General features: G+C 36.1%; 19 protein-coding genes. 9 read left to right on the top strand and 10 right to left on the bottom strand.

What is annotated here, in order from left to right:
* The first annotated feature begins 1306 nt into the window (after positions 1-1306).
* Positions 1307-1663 carry a hypothetical protein gene (locus tag J3U73_RS06380; protein ID WP_267409895.1) on the top strand — a complete coding sequence of 119 codons (357 nt, stop codon included), beginning with the start codon at positions 1307-1309 and terminating at the stop codon, positions 1661-1663.
* A gap of 151 nt (positions 1664-1814) precedes the next feature.
* Here J3U73_RS06380 and J3U73_RS06375 read toward each other — a convergent pair whose 3' ends face one another.
* Positions 1815-2576, bottom strand: coding sequence for a DeoR/GlpR family DNA-binding transcription regulator (locus J3U73_RS06375; RefSeq protein ID WP_267409893.1), 762 nt, complete (start codon positions 2574-2576; stop codon positions 1815-1817).
* A 204-nt stretch (positions 2577-2780) separates the two neighbouring features.
* Between J3U73_RS06375 and ulaG the strand changes: the two genes are divergently transcribed.
* The 8 genes from ulaG to J3U73_RS06335 all read left to right on the top strand — a co-directional run bounded on the left by ulaG (position 2781) and on the right by J3U73_RS06335 (position 9251).
* A complete protein-coding gene (ulaG, locus tag J3U73_RS06370; RefSeq protein WP_267409891.1) occupies positions 2781-3854 on the top strand; it encodes an L-ascorbate 6-phosphate lactonase in 1074 nt (357 codons plus the stop codon).
* A gap of 35 nt (positions 3855-3889) precedes the next feature.
* Positions 3890-4366 (top strand): PTS sugar transporter subunit IIA, encoded by a 477-nt coding sequence (locus J3U73_RS06365; protein WP_220220629.1) that lies wholly within the window; start codon positions 3890-3892, stop codon positions 4364-4366.
* Between the two features lie 5 nt (positions 4367-4371).
* Complete coding sequence (locus tag J3U73_RS06360; protein WP_220269042.1) at positions 4372-5868, top strand: PTS ascorbate transporter subunit IIC; 1497 nt, start codon at positions 4372-4374, stop codon at positions 5866-5868.
* A 17-nt stretch (positions 5869-5885) separates the two neighbouring features.
* Entirely contained in the window at positions 5886-6191 is a 306-nt protein-coding gene (locus tag J3U73_RS06355; RefSeq protein WP_220269043.1) for a PTS sugar transporter subunit IIB, read from the top strand.
* 9 nt (positions 6192-6200) lie between these two features.
* The gene (locus tag J3U73_RS06350) at positions 6201-6839 is read left to right on the top strand and encodes a 3-dehydro-L-gulonate-6-phosphate decarboxylase (RefSeq protein ID WP_267409889.1); all 639 of its coding nucleotides are present in this window, start codon (positions 6201-6203) and stop codon (positions 6837-6839) included.
* Positions 6840-6915: 76 nt separating this feature from the next.
* Positions 6916-7794, top strand: a complete 879-nt coding sequence (locus tag J3U73_RS06345) for an L-ribulose-5-phosphate 3-epimerase (protein ID WP_267392525.1) — start codon at positions 6916-6918, stop codon at positions 7792-7794.
* A gap of 17 nt (positions 7795-7811) precedes the next feature.
* Positions 7812-8540, top strand: coding sequence for an L-ribulose-5-phosphate 4-epimerase (locus J3U73_RS06340; protein ID WP_267392524.1), 729 nt, complete (start codon positions 7812-7814; stop codon positions 8538-8540).
* A 537-nt stretch (positions 8541-9077) separates the two neighbouring features.
* Entirely contained in the window at positions 9078-9251 is a 174-nt protein-coding gene (locus J3U73_RS06335) for a hypothetical protein (protein ID WP_267409887.1), read from the top strand.
* 418 nt (positions 9252-9669) lie between these two features.
* Here the strand turns inward: J3U73_RS06335 and xylB are convergent, their stop codons facing one another.
* Genes xylB through J3U73_RS06290 form a run of 9 tightly spaced genes read right to left on the bottom strand, consistent with a single transcriptional unit; the run spans position 9670 to position 17684 of the window.
* Positions 9670-11166 carry a xylulokinase gene (gene xylB / locus J3U73_RS06330; protein ID WP_267409885.1) on the bottom strand — a complete coding sequence of 499 codons (1497 nt, stop codon included), beginning with the start codon at positions 11164-11166 and terminating at the stop codon, positions 9670-9672.
* 2 nt (positions 11167-11168) lie between these two features.
* Entirely contained in the window at positions 11169-11894 is a 726-nt protein-coding gene (locus J3U73_RS06325; protein ID WP_220269659.1) for a D-lyxose/D-mannose family sugar isomerase, read from the bottom strand.
* Complete coding sequence (locus J3U73_RS06320) at positions 11894-12862, bottom strand: DUF4432 family protein (RefSeq protein WP_267409883.1); 969 nt, start codon at positions 12860-12862, stop codon at positions 11894-11896. The genes J3U73_RS06325 and J3U73_RS06320 overlap by 1 nt, the downstream gene beginning before the upstream one ends.
* A gap of 3 nt (positions 12863-12865) precedes the next feature.
* The gene (locus J3U73_RS06315; RefSeq protein ID WP_220269048.1) at positions 12866-13954 is read right to left on the bottom strand and encodes a PTS fructose transporter subunit IIC; all 1089 of its coding nucleotides are present in this window, start codon (positions 13952-13954) and stop codon (positions 12866-12868) included.
* Positions 13955-13964: 10 nt separating this feature from the next.
* Positions 13965-14279: a PTS fructose transporter subunit IIB gene (locus J3U73_RS06310; RefSeq protein ID WP_220269049.1), complete on the bottom strand. Its 315-nt coding sequence runs from the start codon at positions 14277-14279 to the stop codon at positions 13965-13967.
* A 13-nt stretch (positions 14280-14292) separates the two neighbouring features.
* Entirely contained in the window at positions 14293-14748 is a 456-nt protein-coding gene (locus J3U73_RS06305) for a PTS sugar transporter subunit IIA (protein ID WP_220269050.1), read from the bottom strand.
* A gap of 23 nt (positions 14749-14771) precedes the next feature.
* Positions 14772-15716: a ketose-bisphosphate aldolase gene (locus J3U73_RS06300; RefSeq protein ID WP_267409881.1), complete on the bottom strand. Its 945-nt coding sequence runs from the start codon at positions 15714-15716 to the stop codon at positions 14772-14774.
* A gap of 59 nt (positions 15717-15775) precedes the next feature.
* Positions 15776-16240 carry a PTS sugar transporter subunit IIA gene (locus tag J3U73_RS06295; RefSeq protein WP_267392518.1) on the bottom strand — a complete coding sequence of 155 codons (465 nt, stop codon included), beginning with the start codon at positions 16238-16240 and terminating at the stop codon, positions 15776-15778.
* Positions 16200-17684 (bottom strand): BglG family transcription antiterminator, encoded by a 1485-nt coding sequence (locus J3U73_RS06290; RefSeq protein WP_267392517.1) that lies wholly within the window; start codon positions 17682-17684, stop codon positions 16200-16202. The genes J3U73_RS06295 and J3U73_RS06290 overlap by 41 nt, the downstream gene beginning before the upstream one ends.
* Between the last annotated feature and the right edge of the window lie 105 nt (positions 17685-17789).

Raw genomic sequence — 17789 nt, 5'->3', positions numbered from 1 at the left:
CCTACATTTTTGAAACAGGATCTTAAATTCTCTTAATTTCTAAATTTAAGTTTTAAGCTATTTGTGAATTAAATTTACATATTCTATAGTCTTAACAACAGCACCTAGCGGTTTTTATGAGAACGATAGTCTAAAAAATCAGCCAGTTCAGCCATTAGTAGCATACTTAAGGTAATTGCTATCTAAATAATTCTTTAACGCCATTAGAGCAAGATTTAGCTAGTGCATTCACTAATTATTTGTTAAGGGCGTCTATTATAAAGGTATTTTATAAAATAATGATTATGGTGTAACTATAAATAATCAATAATAATGCCATTATTTATAAAATAGATATATGTAATAGTGAATATTTTTATTTTTGACAAATAATTAAACAAAATAGATTGGACTTAATTTTTTAGCTTGATTTATTAATAATAAAGCTTGAAGACTTATAGCAATTCTATTAATGTCATCATATTTTTTGCTAATTACCTTTGGGTTAGTCAGTGTGACACTCCCAACTTGTGAATTTGATACTCAGAATTACTTATACACCTGTAATTTTTATTAAAAATAAATATTAATGTATCCTTTATAATTATTTCAAATACATGATGTGCAAAATTTGAACACATTAAAAACTGATTGCATGATATTATGAAATTAGGAATTATATTATGCTAGAGTTCTTTTTGAATAAATTCCTTAAATATATTACTGAATTTATTATACGTTTTTAGTTAAAAGTTTATAACTTTGGTATGAGGTGATCACTATGAGAAAATCAATAAATATGTTATTGTTAAGAACAATCATTTTGAAATTGCTATTCCTAATAGTGCTAAGTTTTTACCTAATGTAATTGAAGGTGCTCAAAAGCAACTTAATATTTCAAACAAGCTTGTTAAAGACAATGGATTAGTTATTAATCCATTAACAAAACCCGCAAATATGATGTCATTAAAAACGCGTAAATTATCAGCAAATTAAAATCGAATTGAATCTTGTAGATTAAGGTCAATCTTTCGCAGTAATCCAGCAGTCAATACTAGAGTAAATGTTTATTACGATATTTTTATGTTTTTAACTGTTCAAGATGTCTCCACACAATTAGACAATGTGCGGGCTGAATTTTATAGGTTCATCTATTGCTCAAAATCACTCATAAACATGGGTAGATAATCTATCTAGTTACAACGGGTGTCATAAAAAGCAAGAAGATATCAAGATGCAAATTGGGTAGCACAAGATTCAGAAGGAGTTTGGCATGATTAAATTTAGCTAAAATGCTGATTTTTAAACCAAAGTGGGGTGAAAGCTAATGCAAGCCGGTCAACAACTATTCATAAACATTTTTCAAGCTGGCCAATTAGTTTTAATAATTGGCGTAGTAATTGCAGCTTTTTACGTTAAAACACATGAGCGAGAAATCTATAGTAGGCCAAGGCTCTATCCTAAAAAGGTTGAACTATTCTTATCTTGTATACCTTTTTTAGTTCCATGGGCTGCATTAATTGGTTACTTTATTTTTCCATTAAAAGCTGATTTTTCTGTTTATGTCAAGCGTGTACTAGATGTTTGGCCATTAATCATAATCTGCATAGTTTGGACACTAATTATGGTTTTAGCAATCCATCATGATTTGAAATTACGGAAAAAATATGGCGGTGACCCATAACCAGTAGGAGATAAATAAAAAAGAATCTGAGACTTATTACCAAAATATCTTTTAACTAAAAGCAGCAATCCTATTAAATCAAGGTTTAGCAATACCGAAATTTAATAGGATTTTTTGGTTTAGAAGAGTTATTGCTCAGATTCTTTTTTGTTTATAACTGAACTTGGACTACCTGAACACCAGCTTTGAAAAACTCCGTAATTGTTTGACTCGGTGTAAAAGAGTCGGTAATTAGTAAATCAATGTCTTCTGCGTGACCAATGGTGAAGTTCGAAAACTGACCAAATTTGCTGTAGTCTGCAACCACAATTAGCTTACGTGAATGCTTAATAATTGCCTGGTTAACTTTGGCTTCTTCGATGAAGGGAGTTGAGATGCCATGCTCGAGACTTAATCCGGCGCAACCAATAATTGCCCAATCGGCGTAAATTTTTAGGAACGGATCAACTGCTAGATCACCGCTCATAATCATTTTGCGACTGATGTTGCCGCCACTAAGGATAATTTTGCTGTTGCTATTACGCATATCGAGATTGCCAGCATAGCCATTGTTGGTCAGAATATTGACGTCTTTTTGCAATAAATAAGGAATTGCTTCGAAAGCAGTTGTACTTGAATTAATGAAAACCCAGTTATGTTTTTCGATGTGACCCGCTGCTTCTTCACCGAGTCGCTTTTTGATGTAACTGACAGAATCGGTAAAAGGCACTTCTTCAGGTTTGACCAGCGAAACCGTCCCTTTATCCTGAATGATTTTGCCTTGATTAGCTAAATTACTACAATCTCGCCGCACAGTCATGATTGATACGCCCAGTTTTTGACAAAGTTCATCTAAGGAGATGTTTTTTTGATGATTGAGCAAGTCAATTATTTTTTTGCGCCGATTTTTGATTACTTGATATGAATTTTTCATTTTGAGCTACCTATAACCTCTTGAATAACACTTGTTGATTATGAAAAATATCATAAAACCAATTAATTATCAATAAATATTGATATTTTTTGCTAAAACACCATATAAAACATTATTTATCATTTAATATGGTTGAAAGCGTTATCAGATTAAAATATAATTACCATGAAAACAAGCTTAAAGGAAAAATTTTAGGAGGAAAACATGACAAATCCAACGAATATCAATCAAGTTACACCAGAAGTCTTTGCGGAAAATAATTTTCCAGAATGGGGCACTTTTTTAAATGAACAAATTGCAGCTAAAAAGATCCCTGCAAAATCATTTGCAATCTGGTGGCTAGGCTGTATGGGTACTTGGCTTAAGACACACGAAGGAACAAATATTGCGATTGACATGTGGAACGGTACCGGTAAACACACTCATGGTGACGGTAAAATGCGCAAAGGTCACCAAATGATGCGGATGACTGGTGGTGAGGCAATGCAACCAAATCTTCGTAATAAACCTTATGTCATTGATCCATTTGCAATTAGAGATTTAGACGCACTTTGCGTGACGCATACACACCATGACCATTTGGATATTTATACTGCAGCTTGCGTTAACAAGTTTTGTCCGAACGCTAAATTTATTGGCCCGCAAGGCGTTGCCGATGAGTGGGAAGAATGGGGTGTTCCCGCTGAAAAAATTACGGTCGTCAAGCCCGGTGATGAAGTTAAGGTTGGTTCCGTAACAATTAAGGCTTTAGAAGCATTTGACCGGACTGAACTGGTAACAGAAGATGACCCTAACGTAAAGCTTGCCGGTACTAAACCAATCGAAATGGCTAAAGTTGCCGTTAACTATTTAGTTGAAACTTCAGGCGGCAATGTCTACCACTCAGGTGACTCACACTATTCCAACACATTTGTTAAGCATGGTAATGAAAATAAAATTGACGTTGCTTTATGCGCATATGGTGAGAACCCACGCGGTATTACCGATAAGTTGGATGATTCCCAAGTTTTAAGAATGGCTGAAGCACTTAATACAAAGGTTATCATTCCAATGCACTATGACATTTGGAGTAATTTTTACAGTGACCCAAAGGATATTTTGGCTCTTTGGGATCGTAAGAGATACCGCTTACAATATCAATTTAAGCCATATATTTGGCAAGTCGGTGGTGAATTTAACTTCCCACAAGATAAGGACAAGTTTGAATACATGTATGATAGAGGATTCCATGATGCCTTTAAGAATGATCCTGATTTGCCATTCCCAGAGTTATTATAATTCACTTTTTGGTTAATTATCTGGTAGGAGGAATCATGTTACGTTATTTTTTTGAAAATCATCTGATTAATATCAGTCAAAAGCATCCCCAAAATTGGCAAGAAGCCATCAGAGTCTCCGGGGAAGTAATGAAGGCAAATAACCTTGTTACCGATAAATATATTGATCAGGTCATAGAAGATGTCAAGCAATATGGGCCATATATTGTAATTGTACCCGGAGTTGCAATGCCCCATTCACAAGCTGATAGTTCTGGGGTTTTAGGGACTGGTATTGGTCTAACGATTTTTGAACAACCGGTTTCCTTCGACCAAAATGATCCAGAAAAAGACGCTCAGTTGTTCTTTATGCTAGCTGCCAAAGATAATGCTACCCATATGAAAAATATTGCTAATTTATCTAACTTACTAATGGAAGATGGCATGATTGAAGACCTGTGTCACGTCAAAAATCTTACCGATTACCAACAAGTCATGGCTAAGCATGACGAAAGTAAAGAAAAGAGCAGGTAAAGAAAATGCAAAATATTTTGAATGTCTTACTAGCTATTTGGAGTTACTTCGCCACGAACGTATTAAATCAACCAGCCTTTATGATTGGTTTTATCGTTTTGATTGGTTATATCTTAGAGCACAAAAAGTGGTACGAAGTATTATCAGGTTTTTTAAAGGCAACTGTTGGGTATTTCATCTTAGCTGCGGGATCAGGCGGGTTAGTTAATACTTTCCGTCCCATCTTAGTCGGCTTAAAAGACCGTTTCCACCTCAGCGCCATGATTATTGACCCTTATTTTGGTCAAAATGCGGTTAACGCGGGAATCATGCAGCGCTTTGGCCGGTCATTTGCGGATACAATGCTGCTATTATTATTTGCTTACATTATCAATATTTTATTGGTGCGGTTTTCTAAATACACTAAATTGCGGGCGGTTTTTACGACCGGTAATGTCCAAGTTCAACAGGCAGCAACAGCGTTTTGGTTAATTTTATTCTGTTTTCCAAAACTGAACCGCTTTTCAATTTTAGCAATTATGAGTTTAATTCTTGGCCTTTACTGGGCTGTTGGTTCTAATTTAACCGTTGGTATTACGCAGGAATTAACTGACGGTGCGGGTTTTGCCGTTGCGCACCAGCAAATGTTCGGAATATATTTCTTCGCTAAATTATCAGAGATTATTGAAAAGCACGCGCTAAAGAAAAACCAAAACAAAAATAAACGGCTTGAAGATATTAAATTGCCAAGTTTCATGTCAATCTTTAATGACAACATGGTTTCAACTTCTATCTTAATGTTGATTTTTATTGGTGCAATTCTGGTAGTCTTAGGACCTGATTATTTGATCAAAGCGCACTTTATGCAAAAAGGGCAAAGTTTCATTTTCTACATCTTACAGACTGCCCTACAATTTTCCGTTTATCTTGCAATCTTACAGCTCGGCGTTAGAACTTTCGTTAATGAACTAACGGAATCCTTTACCGGTATTTCTGACAGATGGCTACCTGGGGCAGTTCCTGGTATTGATGTTGCTGCAACACTGGGTTTTGGTTCCCAAAATGCACAAACCATTGGTTTTATGTTTGGTGCACTAGGTCAGTTTACGATGATTATTTTGTTGTTAATTTTCCACTCACCAACCTTAGTCATTGCTGGCTTCATTCCGTTGTTCTTTGACAACGCTGCTATCGGCTTATATTCCAATAATCGCGGCGGCTATAAATGTGCAATGATCATGCCCTTTATTTCCGGCCTGATTCAAGTTGCCGGCTCGGCATTAATTGCTACCTGGGTTGGCATGGCTAAATATGGTGGCTACCTTGGCATGTTCGACTGGGCAACAGTTTGGCCATTCTTCACTGTCGTCATGAAATACTTGGGCTACTTCGGTGTCGCACTCATTATTATCATGCTTTTGGCAATACCACAGCTGCAATACCGGGCAGATCCGGAAGGGTACTTTTTGATTACTGAAGATTATCCAGAATGGCAAAAATTAAATGGTAAAGAAAATAATTAGAAAGGAAAGATTTAGTTATGAAGATTTTAACTGCATGTGCAAATGGTTCTGGAACAAGTTTGATGTTACTCAGAACAGTAAAAAAGACAATGGAAAAATTAGGTTACCAAATTACTCAGGCTGATCACACTTCAATTTCAGAGGCAAAGGGAATTGCCCGTAACTATGATGTTGTTTTTACCTCTATACCATTCATTAAGATGTTTGATGAGGTAAAAAAGCGCGGTGGAGAAGTAATTGGCATTAAGAATGTTATTTCCGCTAAAGAGGTAGAAGACAAAATTAATGCTTCAGACATTCCAGCTAAGTTTAAAAAAGATTAGGAGCAAAAAATGAATTTACCAATGATGCAAGTAGCATTGGATTGTAACGATACGGCCCAGGCAATCAGTGTTTTACGCCAAGTAGAAGATCAAATCGATGTCGTTGAGGCGGGAACAATTTTAGTTTACCGGGACGGAATGAGTGCCGTTAAGAATTTGCGAGCAATGGCTCCCGATAAGATTGTTTTAGCCGATGTTAAATGTGCCGATGCCGGGACAAAATGTGGTGTATCTTGTCGTGAAGCAGGGGCAGACTGGATGACCTGCATTAATGCTGCAACAGTCCCTACAATGAGTAATGCCCAAAAGGAAATTGAGGTTCAGGTTGAGCTTTATGAGGGCTGGGATAATAAGGATAGAATGCAAGGATGGCTTGACCACGGCATCCACCAAGTGGTTTACCACCAAAGTCGGGACGCCAAATTTGCCGGTCAAAAGTGGTCTGAGCAAGACGTTGAAAACGTCAAGAATTTAATTGCGATGGGCTTCAAGGTTTCAGTCACTGGTGGTGTTCATCCTGAGATTTTGCAGCTATTTAAAGGTGTTCCCGTTTATACTTTTATTGCTGGCCGCGCAATTACTGGTGCTGATGATCCTCATGCTGTCAGCAAGCAGTTTAAGGACGAAATTAAGCGAATCTGGGGCTAACTGATAAAGGGGAGCAATGAATAATCATTGGCGCCTCTTTTTTGTTAGGTCACTAAAAATTATTTAGGAGTAGAAAATGACCGTTAATTCACTAGGTATTTATGAAAAAGCCCTGCCACAAAACCTATCTTGGCGCGAGACCTTTGAGCTCACCCATGAACTGGGCTTTAATTTTTACGAATTTTCCGTTGATGAGAGCGATGCTCGCTTGGCCCGGCTTGACTGGAGCCACGAAGAGCGCAGCCACATGCGGGATCTGATGTGGCAAACAGGGATGCGGATCAACAATCTGATGTTATCAGGGCACCGCCGTTTTCCGCTGGGGTCAAAGGATCCTGCTGTCCGGCAAAAGTCTGTGCAGATGCTAGCCAAAGCCGTCGACTTATGCGTTGATTTAGGCATTCACAATATTCAGATGGCTGGTTATGATGTCTATTATGAAGACAAAAGTGCCTTATCGCGCGAATTATACGTTGAAAATCTAACTAAATGCGTTCACCTGGCAGCTAAAAAGAATGTTATGCTATCAATTGAAACCATGGATGACCCGTTTATTAATAACCTGGCCAAAATCAGTCATTATCATGACCTGGTTAAAAGTCCTTGGTTGCAGGCTTACCCTGATTTAGGTAATCTAAGTGCCTGGCCGGAAAACGATGTCCCGGCAGAATTAGAAAACTACATTGACACCATTTGCGCGATTCACTTAAAAGACAGTAAACCAGTAACGGCAACTTCAGAGGGGCAGTTCAAGAACGTGCCTTTTGGTGACGGCTGCGTTGACTTTGCCGGTCTGCTGCGTCTGCTTGTTCGGTTAAACTACAATGGCAGTTTTACCATTGAGATGTGGTCTGGTGATAACGGCGATGAACAGGCAGTGGAAGAAGTCAAAGCTGCCAAAGCTTTCTTTGACCGCCTCTTTGCGCAGGTGGGCATCGAGCAGGAAGCAATTTAAGTAAAGGAGAAGAGCAAATGCTTGAACAATTAAAACAAAAAGTCTATGAGGCGAACATGCAGCTGCCCAGGCTGGATCTAGTCACCTTTACTTGGGGCAATGTCTCTGGCATTGACCGCAAGCAGGGGTTATTTGTTATTAAGCCTTCTGGTGTGCCATACGAAGAACTGACGCCCGAGGATTTGGTCGTGGTTAATTTAAAGGGCGAAGTAGTGGAAGGCAGCCGCAATCCGTCAAGCGACACTCCGACACACACATATTTATACAATCATTTTCCTGAGATTGGCGGGATTGTCCACACGCATTCGCCTTGGGCGGTAGCCTTTGCGGCGGCACAAATGGACATTCCGGCACTAAACACGACGCATGCCGATACCTTCTATACTGATGTACCGGCCGCTGATGCTTTGACTAAAGCCGAAATTGAAGAAGACTATGAGGGCAACACTGGTAAGACGATTGTGCGCACCTTTAAAGAGCGCCACCTGGATTATGAAGCAACGCCGGGCTGTTTAGTCAGCCAGCACGGCCCGTTTACTTGGGGTGAAACAGCCGCTAAGGCAGTTTATAATGCAAAAGTCTTAGAAGTGGTGGCTGAGGAAGATTACCACACCTTGCAGTTAACGCGGGCAAATAGCCACTTGCCGCAGTATTTGCTGGATAAGCATTACTACCGCAAGCACGGTCAAAACGCGTATTACGGGCAGGACAATGCGCAATCAAAGACGCATGCTAAACGAAAATAGGGTAAAATAAAAAAGTATTGGAAAAACTATTCTTTAAGCCACGAAAAAGCGTTGAACTTGCAGGTTCAACGCTTTTTCTGTATACATACGCTCTTGGTCTTGCTATTATTTAATTACCAAATTTCAAATAGATTAGAGACCAAGAACAATATACCAAATTAATACCATAGACCAGTCTGCTTTAGTACTTAATTTAGACTTTGTTATGCTGCAAAATCACCTAGTTAATGCCATTAGTCAGTTTGTCGATTCCATTCCCCTAGTGGGTTATCCCTCGAGTCACTGGCCGTCCGACATATTATCCTGCTAGTATGCCCAGGATTTGCTTTTTGCCTATAGCCGTAAAGTCTTTTCTGGCCGTTAGATCGTCCAAATACTAACCGAAAATTTATTTAATTGACAAGCAGACAATGACCTGCTACACGATTAATAACTTTCGCGCAAGCAGGCAAGCGTATTAGCTAATTAAATAGCGTTTTCCTTACTTTAACAATCTGCTCTGGAAAGAGAACCTAGTTTAAGAATAGGTCCTTTTTATTGATTGTATCAAAATTGAAGCTGATGCCAACAAATATTTTTTGGCGGCAAGCCGTTGACCGCTTCCAAACTAAATTACAGGTTGAGGCATTAGCGCTCTATCAGGAGTTAATGAAAGAAAACGAAAATGTGGTCAACATAAGATTGATGTGGAAACGGTCTTTGGCCATTTGAAGAACATATTTTGCATGTGTGGAGTCTATCTAAGAGTGCAGCCAAAACAATTTTTTCAGTGTTTTGTTTCCTTCTTTTTTATTTAAAGAGCTAGTTTATTCCCAGTCTCTTTTTGATATTTTTGAACTTGATAAGAAACACACTGAAGCTGATTCTTATACCATTGTTGATGATCCCAAAGATACCGAAATGAAATGATCCTAATTAGTTTAAAGGGTAAAACAACTAAGCCAGTTTCTTTTTAATTTCCGTTACCAAGCAATGCTTTAGACCTTCTCCATCTTCAAGACTTTCACGAAGCAAATTATAGCGATTAATACAAGGACCACTCGTTTAATTAACACTAGACCACATGTTACGTCAGCAATAATGCCATAGCAGCCAAATACAAGATTAAGACTATCAGTCATTTCTGTCCTTATTCAACCAGCAAAGCTTTCCTAGTCATAGCTGCAGTAGCTCCATACATCTTACGATAGATACCGTAAATTTTATCGTATACATTTGCTGAACTTTCATTTGGCTTTACTGCATCTCTTTTATATGTAACAAAAGAATTAATACAGCTTTCCCAGTCATCAAACCATCTGCATCCCATGGCCGCAATCATTGCGGCGCCAATTCCAGGTCCTTGCTCATTTTTTAAACAAATAATCTCTTTTTGGAATATATCAGCTTGAATTTGAAGCCAAAATTGACTTTTTGCTCCTCCTCCAATAGAAATAATTTTATTTATTTTTTTGTAATTTGATTCATAAATGTTAATAAGATCCTTCAAACTGAATGTAATTCCTTCAATAACAGCTCGACAAAAATCCGACATGCTTGTTGTTTGGCTTAGTCCAATAAAACTTCCACGTATATATGAGTCTGAATATGGTGCTCTTTCACCACTGAGGTAAGGTGAGAATAATAAATGATTTGAACCAATGGGAGACTGGCTCGCTTTTTCGATTATTTGATCAAAACTCAAATCCGGACATAATGTTTTTTTAAACCAGTTAAGAGAATCTCCGGCTGATAGTGTCACTCCCATGGAATAATAACGATTTTCAATTGCATGATGCTCCATTTGAATTGATCCTTCATATGGCTCATGCGGTTTTCTTTCGTCAGAAAGAACTACGCCAGACGTGCCAATACTACATAAAATATTGTTACTATCATATATTCCTGCACCAACTGCTGCTGCGGCATTATCGCCTGCCCCCGCAAAAATTTTGGTATTAACCTGTAGTCCAGTTTTATCACAGATTTCCTTTAACGGATAGCCAATAAACTCAGTTGAATTAACCAGACTAGGACAAATTCCAAGTGGTATTTTAAAGTAGTCCAAAATTCGCTTACTCCAGGTGTTTTTCTCAATATTCAGCATTAAGGTTCCAGTAGCATCAGACAAATCCATGTTTATTTTTCCGGTCAAACGGTATCTGACATAATCTTTTGGCATTAACAAAAATGCAATTTTATTATAGTTTTCTCGCTCATTTTTCTTAATCCACAATAGCTTAGGAAGTGTGAATCCTGCTACTGCCTTATTTCCCGTAATTTTAACTATTTCTTGACCAAAGCAATCATTTATATAATTTGCTTCTTCTTCACTTCTTGCATCATTCCATAAAATGGCAGGTCGTATTACACTATAATTTTTATCTAGAAGAACTAGGCTATGCATTTGTCCAGAAAAAGACAAACCGTCAATTGGGCTGTCTTTGCCTATCTCTTTAATGATTTTCTGGATACATTCGACCGTTGCTTTAACCCAGATTTCTGGATCCTGTTCTCTGTATCCATTTTTGGGCATCAAAATTGGGTAAGATATAGATTTTTGAACTTTGATTTTACCATATTGATCTAAACAACTTACTTTAACGGCGCTAGTTCCTAAATCAATTCCTAATACATATTTTTCCATAATTATTTATTTAAATAAGGATTAAATTTAAAGTTTAACTTTTTAGACCATTCTGGATAATCGCTAAACAAAAGTCTAAATGGCTCTTCGTCTTCTTCAATACTGGGGATACGGGGAATTGGCTGATAAAAACGATTATCCATATTATCATTATTAGTCGTTGAAACTTCCCAAGCCATTACCTTGCCAGTTCCTGGCTCAACGTTCCACTTGTGATATATTCTTTGGGTCGCAGTTAAGCTTTCTCCAGGTTCAAGTTTAATGACGCTCCCAGCCGGAAGTAATAGTTTTTCTCCATCTTTAACAATTGTAACATCGCTAACTTTGTCAAGACTCTCATCATTAGCTACATTCCAAACTTTAATTAGAAGGTTACCACCACCTCGGTTGATCGTATCTTCTTCCTTTAGTTTATGAAAATGGTATGGCAGCTCTTGCCCCTCCTCTAGGAATAAAACTTTTTCGCAATAGGGTTTGGGGTAAACACTACTGTGATTATAATTTCCATTTCGAAATGTAAATGCTACTAGGCCATATTTATTAAAATCATTGCTACCAAAGTCTGTTACATCCCATCCCAGCATATTATCGACAATTTCGCGATACTTTTGATCCAGATTAGTCCAATCTTCAAGCTTCCAACTAGCGAATTTTGGAAAGTAAACGCCTCTATTTATAGCAAATGAAATGTTGGTTTTTAAAATTTGGTTGATTTTCGATCTTTTCATCATTTATTCTCCTTAAAATTAAAATTAATATTAAATTCTATCCTCTCATTAGGGCTGATCACTTTTAAGTGATTATTTTTTTGGGCATTTTCGAACCCATTTACATCATTTGTACCGGGCTCCATTCCTAAAACAAAATTTTTCATACGCTCTAACTTCCATTCATTCAGGACGGGTAGTGTGTCTCCACTATACTTTACTTTTAAACTTAAATTAGTATTTGGACTATTTATCGTAAATTCTGGGTTTTTTAATTTGTGAAAAAAAACCTGTTCGGGTCTTTTGCTTTTAGGATCATTCAAATCAAGAAAATCTTTTGCTTCTGTATCTTGATAGCTTCGAGTAAGGCTCTTTGTTGCATTGAAACACAATGTTGTTTTCGGAGTTAAAAATGGATAGCCATAATTATTATGATATAAAAGCATATATGGTAAACTTTCGTCTCCGTTATTAAATAAAGTATCATGAATATTAATTACTAACTCGTTTTTACTTATTGTAATTTCACGATAGATACTTAAATTGGTGCCAAACATGACAGACTCTTTTACATTACCGCAAACTTTAATTTCCTTATCAAGAATTTTATAAAAATAATTATAAGCAGGAGTATTGCTTATCGTTCCATGTAACCCTTTATTTTTATTAGATTTTCCCATATAAGCTAACCCACCAGTTGTCAAAAAACCAACATTAAAGTTTTTCATAAAACCAGTATCGCCATCTTCTGTAAAATACGTACTGTTGACTAATCCAGTTGAAGATAAAAATGAGATATTTTTACCTTTTATACTTAATTCAGGTATATCCAAACCTCTATCAATAGCAATTGTAATGGAAAAGCCACCGGCAGTGACTACTTCATAAGCTTTCATACCAGTGGCTTTTCCTTCAAGAAATTGGATATACTTAACTGAATTTAGCTGTGCTGGATTACCAACAAAATCAGTTTCACTTATATTTTTCATTTTTTATCCAATACTGATGTCGCCTAAGTCAACATCTTTTTCCTCTTTTTGTTCGCTTTCCTTTGTAACTGGACGTTTTAATAAAAAGAAAATAATTCCAGTTACAAGGCTACCAATTAATAGTGCAATTAAAAATTGAACTGGTTTTGTCATTGTTGGGACAGCAAAAAGTCCTGAAGCAGGAATTTTTGAGTCTGCTCCCCATAGCATTGATAAACCGCCTCCGACAGCTCCACCACATGCGGTGGAAACAATCGAACGCCAAAGATCATTAAGCACAATGGGTAAACTTCCTTCTGTTATTTCACATAAACCCATTGGAAATGCGGTTTTTAACGTATTTACTTCCGTTTGAGTATAAATTTTTTTATGAAAAATTTTTTCTAAGAAATATGCAATTGTAAAACCAAAAGGCGTAACCATTGATGCAAGAATTAATACTGTAATCGGCTCATTAACGCCTTCAGCTTGCATTGCTAAAACAAAAGCAAAAACTGTTTTATTAATTGCGCCACCATAATCAATTGAAGCAAGAATACCGATAATTGCTCCATAAAAGAACTTTTGACTTGAAGGAAGCTGCGTTAAATACTGCGTTAAAATCCTTTGCCCTTCCGCAATTGGTGTCCCTAAAATGTAAAACATTACGGCACCAGATAAGATAGAAGATAAAAATGGAATAATTAATGTCGGCATCAAGCCTTGTGCCCACGCTGGGACTTTAATTGATTTCACAATCAGAACAGTTAACCATCCGGCTACATATCCTCCAAGTAAACCGCCCAGAAATCCTGCTTTAATTAAATTTGAAATCAAGCCCACAAGAAACCCTGGAGCAATGCCGGGCTTATCAGCAATGGCAAACGAAACACCAGTTGAAACTACCACAGGTAGAAGCCCTAAAATTAGACCTCCTGCGGTACTAAAGGCATCCCATATTCCAATAGTTCCAGTAAAATTAGTAACGCTTTTTCCTCCAAAAATATTACCTACTGCTAATAGTAAGCCTCCTGCTACAACGACAGGAATTAAATAAGAAATTGCTGTTAAAGCCGGTTCCTTTATTTTGACTATTAATTTATTTTCAGCCATTTTTTTACCTCTAACTTATATTGAGAGTTGAATGCAATTTTCTGATTAATTTTACTGGGCTTTGAATGGCAACGTCAGTCGAAATTTGTACAATTTTTTTACCTTTAAAGCGCTCACGACCAGAAATTTTCACATCAACAGCCAATAAGACAACATCTGCTTCCTTAATTTCATCGGGTGTTAATTCATTTTCTGTTCCAATAGTTCCCTGAGTTTCAATGTGAATAGTGTCTCCACATTCTTTGGCAGCTTGTTCAACTTTTTCTTTAGCGATATAAGTATGCGCAATTCCGGCTGAACATGCTGTGATACCAACAATTTTCATTTTTTCATCTCCTTCATTTTGCAAAAGCCCGGATAACGTCATCAACACTTTTTGACTTTTTAAGTTTAGCAACGACCTCTTCGTTTCCTAATTTACCTGCAAAAACTGATAAGAGTTTTAGTTGGTTTCGAGCTGCATCTGCATTTTTGTTTACTGCGAACAAAATTACTATTTTTACTTTTTCATCATCTAAAGACTCCCATTTAATACCATGCTTTAAAATTCCAATGGCAACGCCAATTCTTTTAACATCATTGCTTTTCCCATGAGGAATAGCGATTCCTTGGCCTATACCCGTAATGCCTTCATTTTCTCGAAGATATATATCCTTCACGAAAAGATTGACATCACCAATGTAATTTGCTTTTTTAAGAATTCTGGCTAGTTTAACAATTACGTCATGCTTATTTTTAGCATCTAATCCAATTGTTATGACTTGAGGATCTAACACTGTAGTTATATCAACCATAATTTTTTTACCGTTTACTTTAACTATGCTTTATAAGATTCATTTTGGAAATTTGTAATTTTATATGGCACATCAATCGGATTTTCATTTTCAAAATATAGTTTAGTTCGGTCAATTGCTTGACATAGTTTATTCTTATGATGGACTACTTTCTGTTCTTCGATCATAGCAGAAGGGAACATCAACTTTGGTTCACGCATTTCGTTTGGATCACTCTCAGCTAAAAGCTTTCTTAATCCTTTGGCAAAAGCAATTTTTATATCACTTGAAATGTTAATTTTATTAATCCCATTAGCAATTGCTTCTTGAATTTGGTCATCTGGATTGTTTGATGCTCCATGTAAAACTAAAGGAATATCAACCGCAGAAGAAACCTCTTTGGCGATTTCTGGTCTCAACTTAGGTTGGACATCTTTAGGATATAGTCCGTGAGCCGTTCCTATTGCAATTGCTAAAGAATCAACTCCTGTTTTTTCAACGAAATCTCTGGCTATTTCTGGTGAGGTATATTGAACATCATCGGTTAAGTGCCCACTAACATCATAACCAGTATTAGCAATTGTTCCGATTTCAGCTTCAACGGAAACGCCAGTAGCATGAGCTGCTTCAACTACTTTTTTTGTAATTGCAACGTTCTCTTCATAGGGTTTCATTGAATAATCAATCATTACGCTCGTGAATCCTAAATGAATTGCGTGTATACAATCTTCAAATGAGCCACCGTGGTCTAAGTGTAAAGCAATTGGCAAGTCAGTTTTACTTGCGGCTTGAATTACCTGTCCAGCAAAGTTGTCTCTCAAAAAAGATAATTCGGTTGGATGAATTGCCATTATAAAAGGCGTTTGATCTTGAATACACTTTTCAAGTGTGGCAGTAAATAATTGCCCTGAGCCAGCATTATAAGCTGGTACCGCAAAGTGATTCTTATGTGCGACATCTAATATTCTTTTTCCTGTTACCAAAACCATTTTTTACCTCCAAAAATAAAATATTATACTGAAAAACAAACTATTTTACGGTCCACTTTTCATAATTTCTCCTTTACTTCTTTTGCACTATTGCATTTGCTTATTTCAGAAACAAACTTATCGTCAGCAAATTTCTTAAAAATATTTGTCATTCTTTTAATCGATGCATTGTCTTTTGTCATATTCTTACTAATTAATAAGATCAAACAGGTGTTAACCATTGTTTTGTCAATACATTGCCAATCCTTAATATTGTTTTTCAGTTTGCAAACAATCAATTTTGGTTCTATTGGATAATCTAAAATTATGTGCGGAAATGCCAATCCACAGTAAAAAGCGGTATTTTTTAATTCTTCCCTGCCTTTTATGCTTTGTAAAATATCTTTTTTGTCTATTTCAGTCATTTTCGAAATTTTTTGTGCAATCCTCTTGAAAAAGTTTTCTTTGTTAACTGCGTCTTGAATATCAATTGTTAAAAATAGACTATCTTTTGTTCTGAATAGATCGGACTGCTTGTTTGACATTTTGTTCATCTTCTTTTGTTAAAAAAGCACTTACTAACTCAACCGGAATATTTTCTTTCACCTTCAAAGGCACGGTGCTAAGTAATAAATCAATATTTTTATGTTTTTGTATAATATCTTCAATTTCCAAATTAGACCCTAATCCTACGACTTTTAAATTTGGCATTAGTTTTTTTATCTTTGCCGAAATTATTTCGGAAGTACCTATCCCTGTTGTGCAGATTATATAAACGTTTACTTTTTTGTCCTCTTTGGGTTTTACTTCAAGATATTTAACAAAATAAAGACAAATATAACCTGTCTCACTATCAGAAATGTGCGGTAAGTTGAATTTAGTTTCTATTTGATTTGATGCTGTTCTTGTCGCATTGTAAATTTCCGCATATTCAAGTTTAATATCGTTTAAAAGAGCATTCGGCAAACTAACTTTCATTTTCAGGCGACTAATCATTGAGAAAATATGATTTCTAATGTCTTTTTCAATGTTTTTGTTGAATTTTGTTTGAAGAATGCTAGAAACCAATTCAATGTAAACTTTAGAAACTTTATCAGTTAACTCTTGATTATTCAGTAAAATGCCACTTTTACTTTTACTAAAGCGAGATGAAATTAGATATTCGAATAAGTAATATGTTTCAACCACTAAGGCATTTGGCTTGACGTTTAAATAACGTTCAATATTAGAGATTATTTGCTTACAAACTGCAAATATGTGAGGATTAGCGTTTGTCTCACTTTCAATACCTGATTTTGCTTCAACGGTATAATCAACGGACCTGAAAGTTCTTGCTCTACTTAATAAAATATAAATATGCGTAAAAAAGTTAATATTATAGGGATAAGGCAAATTATTATTTAAGGCCTTCATAGCTACCTTTACCTGTTTTAAAGCAAAATCAAAATCTTGATTATCAAGATCACCAATACTTCCTCTTAAGTTGCTGATATCGGTCGTGTGATTAACTTGTAAAATCTCTTCGATAATCGCATTTCTAATGTCTTTTTCTTCTCCTTTAATGCTTAATAAGCGTTTTTTTCTTTCTAAAGTTAAATTCCATTTTTTTAATATAGTAGAGATGCATTTTTCGTCGTTCTGAATTACTGACTCACTTACAAATAAGCTGTTGGTCAAATTTGAAATGCAAATTGACCTAGGAGCTGCCAAAAGTAATTTTGTTAGTATACTTTTCTGTCTAACATTGGCTGCGGAATAATCATTTGAACCAGTATTTTCATATTTCAAATAATTCCTGTAAACCAACTTAAATCCTTGACTTCTTTTTGAAACAATAATGTCTTCTGGAAAAGATTCATTTAACTGATTAATTCGTCTAATTATAGTTTTACGAGAAACATTTAATTGATGAGAAATCATAGCTGAAGAATTGAAACCATGATGTACTTTCAAATAATCAATTATGGGCTGATTCAAATCTCTAACCATTTCTTTTATCCTCCCGACAATTTTATTATACCTATTGATGTAAGCGCTACATAACAGTGTTTTGTCTCCAATTGGATTTAAAAAGGGACAAATGATCTGAAACAA

Origin of the sequence: Lactobacillus sp. B4005 (genome assembly GCF_026536045.1) — a bacterium.
GTDB lineage: Bacteria > Bacillota > Bacilli > Lactobacillales > Lactobacillaceae > Lactobacillus > Lactobacillus panisapium.
This window is presented reverse-complemented; position numbering and strand designations above follow the sequence as displayed.